Source organism: Streptomyces sp. NPDC090445, assembly GCF_044769385.1.
In the GTDB taxonomy this organism is placed as follows: Bacteria; Actinomycetota; Actinomycetes; order Streptomycetales; family Streptomycetaceae; genus Streptomyces.
The window spans coordinates 22588-35786 of sequence record NZ_JBIVXV010000033.1 but is presented as its reverse complement, the minus strand read 5'-3'; the positions used below and the strand labels follow the sequence as shown (position 1 = coordinate 35786).

General features: G+C 73.1%; 12 protein-coding genes. 8 read left to right on the top strand and 4 right to left on the bottom strand.

Annotated features, from left to right (window positions below):
- Positions 1-333: 333 nt before the first annotated feature.
- Both ACIQUT_RS35255 and ACIQUT_RS35250 read left to right on the top strand, forming a co-directional pair.
- Positions 334-1704: an MFS transporter gene (locus tag ACIQUT_RS35255; protein WP_403569125.1), complete on the top strand. Its 1371-nt coding sequence runs from the start codon at positions 334-336 to the stop codon at positions 1702-1704.
- Positions 1705-1766: 62 nt separating this feature from the next.
- Complete coding sequence (locus ACIQUT_RS35250) at positions 1767-2435, top strand: TetR/AcrR family transcriptional regulator C-terminal domain-containing protein (RefSeq protein ID WP_403569123.1); 669 nt, start codon at positions 1767-1769, stop codon at positions 2433-2435.
- On the opposite strand, the gene ACIQUT_RS35245 is transcribed toward ACIQUT_RS35250, so the two are convergent.
- Both ACIQUT_RS35245 and ACIQUT_RS35240 read right to left on the bottom strand, forming a co-directional pair.
- Positions 2432-2986, bottom strand: a complete 555-nt coding sequence (locus ACIQUT_RS35245) for a GNAT family N-acetyltransferase (protein ID WP_403569121.1) — start codon at positions 2984-2986, stop codon at positions 2432-2434. The genes ACIQUT_RS35250 and ACIQUT_RS35245 overlap by 4 nt on opposite strands.
- Positions 2987-3059: 73 nt before the next feature.
- Complete coding sequence (locus tag ACIQUT_RS35240) at positions 3060-4040, bottom strand: superoxide dismutase (RefSeq protein WP_403569119.1); 981 nt, start codon at positions 4038-4040, stop codon at positions 3060-3062.
- A 487-nt stretch (positions 4041-4527) separates the two neighbouring features.
- Here ACIQUT_RS35240 and ACIQUT_RS35235 point away from each other — a divergent pair, with 487 nt between their 5' ends.
- Positions 4528-5436, top strand: coding sequence for a nitroreductase/quinone reductase family protein (locus tag ACIQUT_RS35235; RefSeq protein ID WP_403569117.1), 909 nt, complete (start codon positions 4528-4530; stop codon positions 5434-5436).
- A gap of 423 nt (positions 5437-5859) precedes the next feature.
- On the opposite strand, the gene ACIQUT_RS35230 is transcribed toward ACIQUT_RS35235, so the two are convergent.
- Positions 5860-7023 (bottom strand): acyl-CoA dehydrogenase family protein, encoded by a 1164-nt coding sequence (locus ACIQUT_RS35230; protein ID WP_403569116.1) that lies wholly within the window; start codon positions 7021-7023, stop codon positions 5860-5862.
- Between the two features lie 527 nt (positions 7024-7550).
- On the opposite strand from ACIQUT_RS35230, the gene ACIQUT_RS35225 reads away from it, so the two are divergent.
- The 5 genes from ACIQUT_RS35225 to ACIQUT_RS35205 all read left to right on the top strand — a co-directional run bounded on the left by ACIQUT_RS35225 (position 7551) and on the right by ACIQUT_RS35205 (position 11781).
- Complete coding sequence (locus ACIQUT_RS35225) at positions 7551-8321, top strand: BTAD domain-containing putative transcriptional regulator (RefSeq protein WP_403569114.1); 771 nt, start codon at positions 7551-7553, stop codon at positions 8319-8321.
- A complete protein-coding gene (locus ACIQUT_RS35220; RefSeq protein ID WP_403569112.1) occupies positions 8318-9235 on the top strand; it encodes an MBL fold metallo-hydrolase in 918 nt (305 codons plus the stop codon). The genes ACIQUT_RS35225 and ACIQUT_RS35220 overlap by 4 nt, the downstream gene beginning before the upstream one ends.
- A 176-nt stretch (positions 9236-9411) precedes the next feature.
- Entirely contained in the window at positions 9412-9852 is a 441-nt protein-coding gene (locus ACIQUT_RS35215) for a nuclear transport factor 2 family protein (protein ID WP_179175912.1), read from the top strand.
- 52 nt (positions 9853-9904) lie between these two features.
- The gene (locus ACIQUT_RS35210) at positions 9905-10642 is read left to right on the top strand and encodes an SDR family NAD(P)-dependent oxidoreductase (protein WP_403569110.1); all 738 of its coding nucleotides are present in this window, start codon (positions 9905-9907) and stop codon (positions 10640-10642) included.
- Positions 10643-10743: 101 nt separating this feature from the next.
- Positions 10744-11781: an LLM class flavin-dependent oxidoreductase gene (locus ACIQUT_RS35205; protein ID WP_403569108.1), complete on the top strand. Its 1038-nt coding sequence runs from the start codon at positions 10744-10746 to the stop codon at positions 11779-11781.
- Positions 11782-11879: 98 nt separating this feature from the next.
- Here the strand turns inward: ACIQUT_RS35205 and ACIQUT_RS35200 are convergent, their stop codons facing one another.
- Positions 11880-13181 (bottom strand): nucleotide disphospho-sugar-binding domain-containing protein, encoded by a 1302-nt coding sequence (locus ACIQUT_RS35200; RefSeq protein WP_403569106.1) that lies wholly within the window; start codon positions 13179-13181, stop codon positions 11880-11882.
- Positions 13182-13199 lie beyond the last annotated feature (18 nt).

Below are 13199 nucleotides of genomic sequence, written 5' to 3'. Positions count from 1 at the left end.
CCCCTGCGTCCAGTGCTGGCGCCAGGTTTCAGTTAGTTTCATGACAGAAAGTCTTGTTTCGCGTGCATGCGGGATCAAGCACCCGAATGGGCGGATCTCAAATCCGCCATCCCGGTGGGGACGGTTGAAGACCCGCGGCCGACCCGCGGGGCGGTTTTGCGGTTCCGGCAAGTTTTGTGGGCTGTTCCGGCACGCGGTCCGAGCATGGGCGGCACCTGATCTGCTCCCGGACCGGAAGGCGGACCACCCGTGACCACGGCAAACCCGGCTGCTCCTGATGCCCGTACCGCACCTCCTGCCCCACCCGAATTGAGTGTGCGGCGGCGGTGGACGGTGTTGGCCGTCTGTGCGCTGAGCATGTTCCTCGTCGGCCTCGACACCACCATCGTCAACGTCGGCCTGCCCGTGATCGGGCGCGGGCTCGGCGCGGACACCCGGAGCCTGGAGTGGGTCGTGGACGCCTACACGGTAGTCCTGGCCGGCCTCCTCATCGCGTCCGGTGCGCTCGCCGACCGGTTCGGGCGGCGCCGGGTGTTCCGGTGCGGGCTGGTCGTCTTCGGCGTGGCCTCGGTGGCCTGCGCGCTCGCCCCCTCGCTCGGCTTCCTGGTCGCGGCGCGGGCGTTGCAGGGCGTCGGGGCGTCGATGCTGAGCCCGGTGGCCCTGGCGATCGTGGTCAACGCGATGCCCGATCCGAGGGAGCGGGCGCGGGCGATCGGCGTGTGGGCGTCGGTGTTCGGGCTGAGCATGGCGGCGGGCCCGGTGACCGGCGGGGCGCTGGTCGCGGCGTTCGGCTGGCGGTCGGTGTTCTGGATCAACGTGCCGGTGATCGCCGCCGCGCTCGTGCTGGTCGCCGTGTTCGTACCGGAGTCGCGCGGGCAGCGGGCCCGGCGGATCGACCTGCTCGGGCAGCTGCTGCTCACCCTGGCGCTGGGCGTGTCGGTCGGGCTCCTGATCGAGGGTCCCCGGATCGGCTGGACCTCGGCACCGGCCCTCGCCGGGTACGCCGTGGCCGCGGCGGCGACGGCGGCCTTCGTACGGGTCGAGCTGCGGCGGGAGGAGCCGCTGATGGACCTCGGGCTGTTCCGGCGGCCGGCTTTCACCGCGGCCGTGCTGGGGGCAGTGGCCGTGTTCGTCGCGCTGAACGTGACGCTGCTGCTCACCACCCTGTACCTGCAGCACGCCCGCGGCTGGACCCCGCTCGCGGCCGGCTGCGCGACGCTGCCCATGGCGGTGGGGGCGACCCTGTGCGCGCCGTGGTCCGGCAGCATGGTGGGGCGGGTGGGGCCGCGGCGTCCGCTGGTGCTGGCGGGTGCGTTCACCGCGGTGGGCGGGCTGTGCCTGGTGAACCTGGGTCAGGACACGAGTGTGCTGCTGCTCCTGGCCGCCTACCTGCTGATCGGGATCGGATTCGGCTTCGCCAACGCGCCGCTCACCGACACCGCGGTCGGCGGGCTGCCGAAGTCCCGTGCCGGGGTCGCCGGGGCCGTGACCTCCACCGCGCGGCAGGTCGGCTCGGCGGTCGGCATCGCCCTCGCGGGGGGCCTGGTCGCGGGCGCCGGTCCGGGCGGGCTCGCGGCGGCGTCGCGTCCGGGGTGGGGGCTGGTGGCGGGCTGCGGGGTGTTGCTCCTGGTCGTGGCGCGGGCCTCCCGGGGGACGGCGGCTGGGGCGGGGCCTGAGGCTGTGGCTGGGGCGGGGCGTTCCTGACGTGGACCCCGGGTGTTCCTGAACTTTGTGCAGGACGGGTTTCGTTGCCTATCGTGAGCCCCATGGCGCGCGAAACCCTGACCAAGGACCAGATCATCCGGACCGCGATCGAGCTGCTCGACGAGGAGGGGCTGGAAGGCCTCAACATGCGCAGCCTCGGCAAACGGCTCGGCGCCGCGGCGACGGCGGTCTACTGGCACGTCAAGAACAAGGACGACCTGGTGCTGCTCGTCGGCGACCAGGTGTGGGACGAGATCGAGCTGCCCGACCTGGACGCGGTCGACTGGCGTACGGCGGCGACCCGCATGGCCCTCAGCCTGCACGCGATGCTCACCCGGCACCCGTGGCTCGTGCAGGCCTTCGGCTACCACCTCTTCTACGGGCCCCGGAAGGCCCGCCACGACGACCACACCCTCGCCGTGTTCGAGGCGGCCGGGTTCAGCGGGCCGGCGGCCGACCGGGCCGCGGCGAGCGTGTTCACGTACGTACTCGGGAACGCGCTGGGCGCCTCCGCCACCGCCTCCCTCAGCCGGAAGATCAGCCGCGACGGCGGCGACCCGGAGGAGGTCCTCCAGGAGACGATGGCCAAGGCGATCGAGGCCGCGAGCGGGCTGCCGCGGCTGCAGAGCCGCTTCGACACCCAGGCCGCGGAGTACAACGAGGCCCCCGAGGACACGTTCGCCTTCGGCCTGGAGGCCCTGCTGCGCGGCCTGGAGACCGGCATCGGTTAGGTGATGCCCGTAACGCCTGTAGCGCCCGTAACGCCTGTAGCGCCCGTAACGCCTGTGGCGCCCGTAACGCCTGTGGCGCCCGTAACGCCTGTGGCGCCCGTGACGCCTGTGGCGAAGCGCAGTTCCGGGCGCTCCCAGGTCACCTTCGGCGGTGCGGGAGGAACCGTCCCCACCGGCTCGGCGCCGAGGCGCCGGTAGAACTGCTCGGCCGGAGGGTGCGACACGACGCGGACGTGGGCCAGGCCCGCCTGCCGGGCCTGGCCGATCATGTGCTCCACCAGGAGCCGGCCGACCCCCGTCCCCTGCGCCTCGTCCGACACGAACGCCAGGTCCAGTTCGGCCGGTTCCAGCACCAGGGCGTAGAAGCCGAGGACCCGGCCGGTCGCGTCGACCGCCGCGAAGACCCGGTGCCGGTCGATGTACTCGGCGGTGACCCGGTAGTCGGTGATGATCGCGGCGTACTGCCCCCGGTACGCGCCGGACCCCTGCACCAGCGCGGTGAGAACCTCGGCGTCGTGCGCCGTGGCACGCCTGATCGTGATGGACTGCATAGGCCGAAGTATAGGGGTGAAGGACTGATTGGGTCATTACCCGGCAGGCTCCGCCCCGCTCCCCCGCCCCCCGCTACAACGGCAGCGTCAGGGCCACCGCGTTGTACGGGATCTCCGGGGCCGGCGGTTGCGGGAAGCGGGAGTTGGGCAGGTAGAGGCGGTTGCCGTGGACGGCGGCCGCGCAGGGGGTCTCGAAGCGCGGGTCGGTGACCGTCCGGACCAGGCGGGCGTTGTGCCCCGTCGGGTCGAGGCGGAGGACGGCGAGGTCGGACATGCCGGGCGCGTAGAGGGTGCGGCCGCGCACCAGGATGCCGTTGGTGGTCGGCAGCGTGACCCCGCCCAGGTCGACCCGGCGGGCGGCACCGGTGGCCGGATCCACCCGGAACAGGCTGCCGCCGTGGGCGTGGATGTTGACCACGAGCAGTGCGGAGCCGTCCGGGGTGGCCGCGATGCCGGTGGCGGTGAGCCCGTCCGACGGGCCCTGCGCCCACTCCCCGCCCAGGCGCAGGGTCACCACGGCGTCGCGCGCCGGGAGTTCGCCGCGCGGGCCGAGCGGCAGCCCGAAGAGCTGCCCGCTGAAGGAGTCCGTGAACCAGGCCGCGCCCGGGGTGAGGACGACGTGGTCGACGAAGGTGTCGGCGTTGCCGACCTCGTACGTTTGGATGACCTGCCCGGTGATCCCGTCGATGACGGTGATCAGACGGCCCCAGCCGCCGGCGACGAACACGCGCTGCCGGTCGTCCACCTGCAGGCCGACCGCGTAGTGGCCCTCGCCCAGCCCCTGGTTGATCACCTTGCCCTCGCCGGTGAGCAGCGACGCCCGGTAAACCGCCCCGCCGAGCAGCGACCCGAAGTACGCGTACGGGGCGGGCCCGATGCCGATGCCGGCCGGGTGGAAGCCGTTCGGCAGATGGATCACATCCGGCCATACGGCCCGGCGCCCGCGCCCGGCGGCGGACGCCGGGCCGCTGCCGACCGTGCCGAGCAGTGCGGTGCCGCCGATGGCCGCGCCTATGCCGAGAAACCGCCGTCGTGCCATGGCCGTGCGGTGCATCCCGTCCCCCTGTTGGTGTGTCTCGTACGTGCGCCTGATGGTCGGGGCAGTCTCCGGAGTCCCGCCGGAGGACCGCTCGAATCCCGCCGGAGAGCGGCTGGGGCCGCGTTGACAAGATCCCGGGGGCGGTCGTACTAATGGGATCTGTGGCGCGTGGCGCCGGCCAAAGAGAACTGGGCCGGCCGGCGACCGGGCGACCACCTGACATCGGGGACCGTCCCATGCGATCTCTCATCACAGGCACTGCCTGATCCCGGCGCCTTCGCGCCGCTTCCCCGCCGTGCGCGGGTTCCGTACCGCCGCCCGCCCGGGTCTGCCGGGCCGCCGCGTACGTGCCCGTTTCCGTTCCTGCTTCCGTTCGCGTTCGCGTCACGCGTCATCCGTCACGCGTCATGCATCACGTGTCGCAGGCGTCCTCCTGCTCGCCCATCGCGCCTTCCCCCTTTCACACCACCGCCCCGCCCACCACCGAGGGAGACGAACCCGCATGTCCTTCAACCAGTCCGTCATCGACGAGTTCCGCGCCAACCAGGGAAAGGTCGGCGGCTACTTCGAGGGCAGCGACCTGCTGCTGCTCACCACGACGGGCGCCAAATCCGGTGCCGAGCGCACCGTTCCGCTCGGCTACGTGCGCCACGGCGACCAGCTGCTGGTGATCGGCTCCAACATGGGCGGGCCCAAGCACCCCGACTGGTACCACAACGTGCTCGCGAACCCCCTGGTCCAGGTGGAGGTCGGCACCGAGCACTTCGAGGCGGTCGCCGTGCCGGCCGAGGGCGAGCGCCGGAACAGCCTGTTCGAGCACGTGGTGGGCGCGGAGCCGGGATACGGCGAGTACCAGCAGAACACGACGCGGATCCTGCCCGTGGTGGTGCTGGAGAAGAACGACCCGGCTCCGGGTGAGGGGCCGGCCGAGGTGCGCAGCCTGGCGGACAAGCTCGTCGAGGTGCACGTGTGGCTGCGCGGGCAGTTGCGGCACGTCACGGCCGAGGTGGACGCGTACTTCGACTCGCTGCCCGCCCACGGGGGCGAGGGCGACCGGCCGGCGCCGGGGCTGGGGCTGCAGATCCGCCAGCACTGCCTGGCGTTCTGCCAGACGCTGGAGATCCACCACGTCGGCGAGGACGCCCACATGTTCCCCGCGATGGAGGCCGCGAACCCGCACCTGAAGGACGTCTTCGCGCGGCTGCGGACCGAGCACGTCACGGTCTCGCGGCTGCAGAAGGAGCTCAGCGGGCTGCTCGCCGACATCGCCGGCGCGGACCCGGAGCAGTTCCGCAAGGAGCTGGCGCGGATGTCGCAGGAGCTGAACGCCCACCTCGACTACGAGGAGGAGTCGCTGCTGCCGCTGCTCTCCGAGATCCCCTTTCCGCCCGGCCCGCCGGCGGCCGCCTGACGGCCCGGCCGGGCATCGGAAGGTGGAGACGGGCACGCCAGGGGAGGGGCTTGCGTGCCCGTGGGGTGAGGGGCACGGAGAGGTGGAGCGATGTCGCGGCAGGCCTGGCGCCGGGTGGGGGCGGGGTGGCTGGCCCTGGTGTTGGCGAGCGCAGCGCTCACGCTGTACCTGGAGGACGCGGACGGTCCGCCGTCGGGTCCGGCCACGTGGGAACGCGTTTCCCCTCCGGATGAAACCCCTCGTCCCTGCCCCGGCCCGACGGGAGAGTCCCCGGACGGTCTGCGCGACTGCACCTCCTGGGAGCGCCGCTGAACACCGCACGGCCCCGCCGGCCGCACGGCGGAGGCCGCGGTGCCGGACGCGGCCGCGGCGACCCCCGCCGGACCGTCCGTCGTGCCGTCGGCGACGGCCGACGGAGCAGCGCTACGAGGCCCCGCCGCCGCTGCCCGTGTCCAGGGCTCGGGCTGCGTACGCGGCGGCGTTCGGTCCGAACTGCAGCACGATGTGCCCGGCGGCCGAGTGCACGTCCCGCCACAGTCTCTGCAGCGGCGAGTCCTCGCTGTGCCCGGCCGTCCCGGAGGCCCGGAACAGCCGGTCCACGGCCGCGACCAGCAGGTCGGCCACCAGCGCGCAGTCCCGCTGGGCGCGGGCGGTCTCCAGCGCGGTGATCTCCCGGCCGGAGTCGGCCACCGCCGCGATGCGCTCCAGCAGCAGGCGGGCGGCATCGATCTCGCCCGCGGACCGGGCCAGCGTCTCCTCGTAGAAGGAGCGGCCGGGCCCGGGCTGCCCCGGCCGTTCGTCCCGTATCCGGTCGGCTGCGTACGCCGACCAGTGCGCGAGCGCGCCCTGCGCGGCGCCGAGCATCGGCAGGCAGAAGAACAGCCCGTTCACGGCGGCGAGCGGCACGCCCTGGCCGGGACCGGTGCCGGCGGGGGCCCGGCCGGCCGTCAGGTCGTCCGCGGGGAAGGTCAGTTCCTCGGGCACGTAGACGTCGTCGACGCTCAGGGTGTGGCTGCCGGTGGCCCGCATCCCGATGTCGGACCAGGTCCGCTCGATGCGGAAGGCGGAACGGGGCACCGCGAACAGCCGCCGCTCGGCCGGGCCGTCCGGGCGCTTGGCCAGGCCGAGCAGCAGGGCCCGGTCCGCGTGCTCGACGACGCTGACGTACGGCCAGGTTCCGGTCAGCCGCCAGCCGCTGTCCTTCGGCAGGGCCCGGCCCTTGGGCGAGACGGAGCCGACGACCAGGGTGTCCGGGCCGTCCTGCCAGATCTCCTTGCGGCCCTGCTCGGGCAGGAACCCGGCCATCCGGGACAGGCTGAGGGCGATGGAGGCGGACCAGGCGGTGGCAGGGCAGGCGGCGCCGATCTCGGCGACCGCGCCGACGATCTCGGTGAAGCCGCCCTCGGAGCCGCCGTGCGCGGCCGGGACGAAGTGGCGGGCGAAGCCCGCGTCGCGCAGCGCCCGCACGACGTCCGGGTCAAGGGAGCGGGCGGCTTCGGCTGCCTCGGCGCGCTGCGCTGCGAGAGCGGTCACGGCGTCGAGCGCCGCGCGGGCCGGTCCGGGTGCTGACGGGGTCTGCTGGGGCATCGGTCGGCTCTCCTCACGGTGTGTGCGGGCGGCAAGGGTCGGCCGTACCGATCGGACGGCAGTACAGCGGGGCTACAACTCCGCTACAGGGGTGCTAGAGCCGCCTTCCGGCCACCGGACGGGCCACTGGGACGGGCCACTGGGACGGGCCACTGGGACGGGCTGCCCGGGTGAGTGGGACATCTCACAGCTGCATTTGACAAACTTTCCGCGCCCGCCTACGGCCCGGTTATCGGATCCGGTCCGCCGCGCTTGTGCGGGCGGCCTGAGCACCGTACTCACGCGCGGTATCACAACCTCGGCCGATCGCGTGAATCGGCCCGTCGCACGGCGTTCGCACATGCTAGTCCTGCCGTTGAACTTTGCTTGATCTTGGGTTGTGGGAGTCGTAACCTCCGATAGGCATCCGGCCGACTGGCCATCAGTGGGCCGATCTGCTCTCTTCATCGGGGGTTTATATCGTGTCAACGGGTTCCTACCGACCGCCTGAGTCCCTTCCGTTCGCTGATATCAGCGTGCTCGGGCCGTTGGCCGTCGAATTCAACGGCCAGTCCATCGTGCCCACCGCGGGGAAGCCGCGGCAGCTGCTCGCCCTGCTCGCCCTCCGCTGCGGCAGGGTCGTCCAGGTACCGACCCTGATGGAGGAGGTGTGGGGCGAGGACATCCCTCGCAGCGGGATGACCACCCTCCAGACCTACGTCCTCCACCTGCGGAGACTGATCGTGGAAACGCTTCCGGAAGGAACCGGGAGCACCCCCAAGGACCTGCTGGCCACCCGCTTCAACGGATACCAGCTCACGGTCAAGCCGAAATCCTTCGACCTCGTCGAATTCGAGTCACTCGCCAGCTCCGGCGATAACGCGCTGGAACGCGGCGACGCGGCCGGCGCATCGAAATACCTGCACCAGGCGCTGGCATTGTGGCGCGGCCCGGCATTGATGGACGTACCCGTCGGCCGCATTCTCTCCATGGAACTGATGGGCTTGAACGAAGCCCGTATGCGAGTTCTGGAACAACGCATTCTCGCGGACCTTTGGCTCGGCAAGAGCGCCGCTCTCATTCCGGAACTGCGCAAACTCGTCGAGGAGCACCCGCTGCACGAGAAGCTGGCCGCATGCCTCATGATCGCCTACCAGCGCTCGGGAGCGGGCTGGCGCGCCCTTGAGGTCTTCCGCGGGCTCCGGCAGGCGCTGATCAGGGAGCTGGGCGTGGAGCCGTCCGGCCGGCTGCAGAGCCTCCACCGGGAGCTGCTGTCGAACACCGCCAACCTGTCGCTGCGCGACTACGTGCTGACATGAGCGGTGTGCTGAGCGAGGTCGCGGACGGGGTGTTCGCCTACGTCCAGCCCGACGGCAGCTGGTGCGTGAACAACGCGGGAATCGTCGTCTCGGACGGCCAGGCCGTACTCGTCGACACGGCGGCCACCGAGGCCCGGGCCCGCCGGCTGCGCGCGGCGGCACTGGCCGACGGCCGGCCGGTCCCGTACGCGGTGGTCAACACGCACTCGCACGGGGACCACACCTTCGGCAACTTCGTGTTCCCCGAGGCGGTGGTGTACGCGCACCACGAGACGCGGCGCGAGATGGCCGCGGCGGGCCTGCACCTGACCGGGCTGTGGCCGGAGGTCGAGTGGGGCGACATCGAGCTGGTGCTGCCCCACGCCACCTACCGGGACGAACTGACCCTGCACGTGGGCGGGCTGACGGCCCGGCTCCTCCATCTCGGGGTCGCGCACAGCACCAACGACACCGCCGTGTGGGTGCCCGAGCGGCGGGTGCTGTTCACCGGGGACGTGGTCATGTCCGGGGTGACGCCGTTCCTGCCGATGGGATCGGTGGCCGGATCGCTGCGGGCCGTCGAGCGGATGCGGGCGCTGGACCCGGCCGTCGTCGTGGCGGGGCACGGCGCGGTCGGCGGGACCGAGGTGCTCGACGCCACGGAGGCGTACCTGCGCTGGGTGCAGGAGCTGGCCCGGGACGGGGCGGCCGCCGGGCTCACCCCGTGGGAGGTGGCCCGGGAGGCGGACCTCGGCCCGTTCGCCGGGCTGCTGGATCCGGAGCGGATCGTCCCCAACCTGCACCGCGCCTTCGCCGAGGAGGCGGACCGGGCCCACGGCGAGGCACTGGACATGCGGGCCGTGATCGCGGAGATGGACACCCTCTTCCGGGAGATGACCGCCTACCGCGGGGCGCCCCTCGCCTGCCACGCCTGACACCCGAACCGCACCGCCTCCAGCGGCTTTCGAGGGCCACCCCGCACGGCCCTCTAGCCGCTCTTGAGGGCCGCCTCGCAGGATCGCGCTCCCGGGCGGCCGGGCCCACCCCGTGTGGGTCCGGCCGCCCGGGTCAGCCGTACGTACCCGAGCCCCGAGCCCCCCTGGAGTTCCCGATGACGTCCGCCGGCAGCACCTTCGCCGACCTCTACGCCGCGGTCGGGCAGCACTACGCCCGCCAGGTCCAGTTCCTCGACAGCGGGAAGTTCGAGGAGTACGCCGCGACCTTCACCGAGGACGGCGAGTTCCAGCACACTCCGGGGATGCCCCCGGCCCGCACCCCGGCCGGGATCGTCGCCGAACTGCACGCCTTCCACGAGCGGTTCGCCGACGACCCGGTGCAGCGGCGGCACTGGTTCAACATGATCGACCTCAGCCCGCGCGAGGACGGCTCCTTCGACGCCGTCTTCTACGCACTGGTCCTGACCGTCCGGCCGGGCGTCAAGGAGCCGGTCGTCGGCCCCAGCTGCCTGGTCCGCGACGTACTGGCGATCGAGGACGGCGTGGTGCGCAACCGCTCCCGCCGCGTCGAGCACGACCAGCACATGCCGTGCTGAGCCGCCGCCCCGCACCGCGACCGTGACGCCCCCCGAAGGGAGCACCCCCGCCATGCCCCACAGCCGCAAGCTCGTCGCCCTGGTCACCGGTTCGTCGTCCGGGATCGGCGCGGCCATCGCCCGCAGACTCTCCGCCGAGGAAATGACGGTGGTCGTCAACGCGGCGCGCAGCGCCGACGCGGGCCGCCGGCTCGCCGAGTCGCTGCCCGACGCCCGGTTCGTACAGGCCGACATCTCCGACGCCGGCCAGGTACGGCAGCTGCTGGACGAGGTCGCCGAGGAGTTCGGCGTACTCGACCTGCTCGTCAACAACGCCGGCGTGACCCGCGCCATCCCCCACACCGACCTCGACGCGGCCACCGCGGAGGTGTGGCAGGACATCCTCGGCGTCAACGTGGTCGGCACCTGGCAGACGTCCGCCGCCGCCATGCCGCTGCTCCGCGCGTCGGGAGCCGGCCACATCGTCAACATCTCCTCCGTCGCCGGGGTCAGGCCGGCCGGCAGCTCCATCCCGTACGCCGTCAGCAAGGCCGCCGTCAACCACATGACCCGGCTGCTGGCCGGCGCCGTCGGCCCCGGCGTCCGCGTCAACGCCATCGCGCCCGGCCTCGTCGACACCCCGTGGACGGAGACGTTCACCGAGATCCGCGAGCGCGTGCGGCAGGCCGTGCCGCTGCGCCGCACCGGCACCCCGGAAGACATCGCCGAACTCGTGGTGGGCCTGCACCGGTCCGCCTACACCACCGGCGAGGTCGTCCTCGCCGACGGCGGCGCACACCTGCTGATCTGACCTGAACGGATCCGTATCCCCATCCGCACGCACCGGTACCGAAGGAGGAGACAGATGAGGAGGAGACAGTTGAGGAGGCGACAGATGAGGGCGACGACACCGTGAAACTCGGCGTGAACCTGAGCTACCAGGGCGCCGCGGAACTCGCCGTCGCGGCCGAGCGGCTGGGCTACGACGTGGCACTCGCGCCCGAGGGCTACCGCTCGGACGCCGCCAGCGTGCTCGGCCTGGTGGCCGGGCGGACCGAGCGGATCGCCCTGGGGTCCGCCGTGATGCAGATACCCGCCCGCAGCCCGGCACTGGCCGCCCTGACCGCCGCGACCCTGCAGTCGCTGTCCGGCGGCCGGTTCCGGCTGGGGCTCGGGGTGTCCAACCCCGACGTGTCCGAGGGCTGGTACGGAGTTCCCTTCGCGGAGCCGCTGGGCCGGACCCGGGAGTACGTGGAGATCGTCCGGCAGGCGCTGACGGGCGAGCCGGTGCGCTACGAGGGCCGGCACTACCGGCTCCCCTCCTCCGGCTCCGGCGCGGCCCCGCTGCATGTGATCACCGAGCCGGCCGGGGCTCCCGTACCCGTCTACCTGGGCGCGGTCGGGCCGCGGAACCTCGCCCTGGCGGGCGAGATCGCCGACGGCTGGATCGGCGTGTTCGCCGCCCCCGACCAGGTCGCCGAGTCCGTGGCGCACATCGCGGCGGGCCGCGAACGGGCCGGACGGCCGCTGGCCGGCTTCGACGTGATGCCGTGCCTGGCCACCGCGATCGGCGAGGACACCGACGCCTGCGTGGACCTCCTGCGGGCCCATTACGCGTACCTGATGGGCATCGGCGCGCCGGAGCGGAACTTCTACATCGCGCTCGCCACCCGCATGGGCTTCGGTGCCGAGGCCGCCGAGGTGGGGAGGCTGGCCGCCGAGGGGGACCGGGCGGGGGCGGCCCGGGCGGTGCCGGCCGGGTTCGTGGACCGCACCGCGCTGGTCGGGCCGGTGGACCGGGTCGCCGAGCGGATGCGCGGGTACGCGAAGGCGGGCGTCACCACGCTCAGCGTCATGATCTCCGCGGTGGCCGTCGGGCTCGACGAGCGCATCGCGATCCTGGAGCGGGCGATGGCCGCGCTGGACCTGTCGGGCGTACGCGACGCCTGACGCGGCGTACGGAAACCGGCACGGGCATACGGAAGCGGGCGGGACTCCCGGTGGAGGAGTCCCGCCCGCTTCCGTGCGCGCGCGTTCCGTGCGTGCCGTCAGACGGCCATCGCCGCAGCGATCCGGTCGATCACCGCGGCCGGGGTCGGCTGCCCGGCCATCTCGCGCCGGACCTCGTCCGCCGCGTGCCGGAAGGACGCGTCCGCGAGCAGCCGGCCGGCGGCCTCCGCGATCCCGGCGGCGTCGAGCTCCTGCGGCGCCACGGCCAGACCCACGCCGCGGTCCACCACGCGGCGGGCGCACAGCTCGTTGTCCGCGCCGCTGGGGACCACCAGCTGCGGCACCCCGTAGTGCAGGGCGGTCGCGGTGGTGCCCGATCCGCCGTGGTGGACCACGAGGTCGCAGTCCCGCAGGATCCCGGAGAGCGGGACGAAGCCGGCCGGGATCAGGTTGCCGGGCAGCGGGCCGAGGGCGCTCAGGTCGGTCTCGTCGTCGGCGAGGACCACCTCCGCGTCCAGCCCGGCGAGGGCCTCCACCAGCAGCCGCAGCGCCTCGGCGCCGCCCGGCAGCAGGGGCGCGACCGTGCCCAGCGTGAGGCAGATCCGGGGCCTGCCCGGCGCGCGCAGCGCCCAGTCCGGGAGCACCCCGCCCCCGTTGTACGGCACGTAGCGCATCGGCAGCCAGGGGACGCCGTCGCGCGGATCGGGCTCCTCGTGCTCCAGGCCGCCGAGGCTGGGGGCGCGCGGGTCCACCCGGCCGAGGAGGACGGGCTCCCGGTCGCCGAGGCCCAGTTCCTCGCGCAGCCGGAGCACCACCGGGTTGTCGTCCGGGACGATGCCCATGCGGTGGTTGTGCCGCGCGGTCTCGCGTATGTCCGGGTCGCGCATCGACCAGGACACCCGGTTGCCGACCTCCAGGGCGGGCACGCCCAGGGCCAGCGCGGCCAGTCGGCCCGCCTGGTGGTCGGAGCAGTGGACGACGAGGTCCGCGCCGAAGTCCCGGCCGGCGTCGATCGTGCCCCGGGTCATGGCCAGGGTGAACAGGTCGAACGGCCGCATGGCGCGGGCGAGTTCCCAGTACCCCTCGGGGACCCCGTCATCCGTGCCTGCTCCGGGGCCGGCCCCGGGACCGGGACCGGGGTCGGCCCCGGGGGCCGGATCGGTGCCGGGAGCCGGGTCGCTCCCCGGGACCGGTTCGGGCGGGCCGCCCACCAGGTCCTCGCCGATGTCCCGTCCGGGGAACACGTCGACGACCGGCGCGCCCGCCCAGGCCGCCACCTTCGCCATGTGGGCGGTGGTGGCGACGAGTACTTCATGGCCCGCCGCCCGCGCCGCCCAGACGAGCGGAACGAGCGGCAGCATCAGCCCGTATCCCGGCGCTGCCGGGAACAGGATCCGCATCTGCGACTCCTTTTTTCG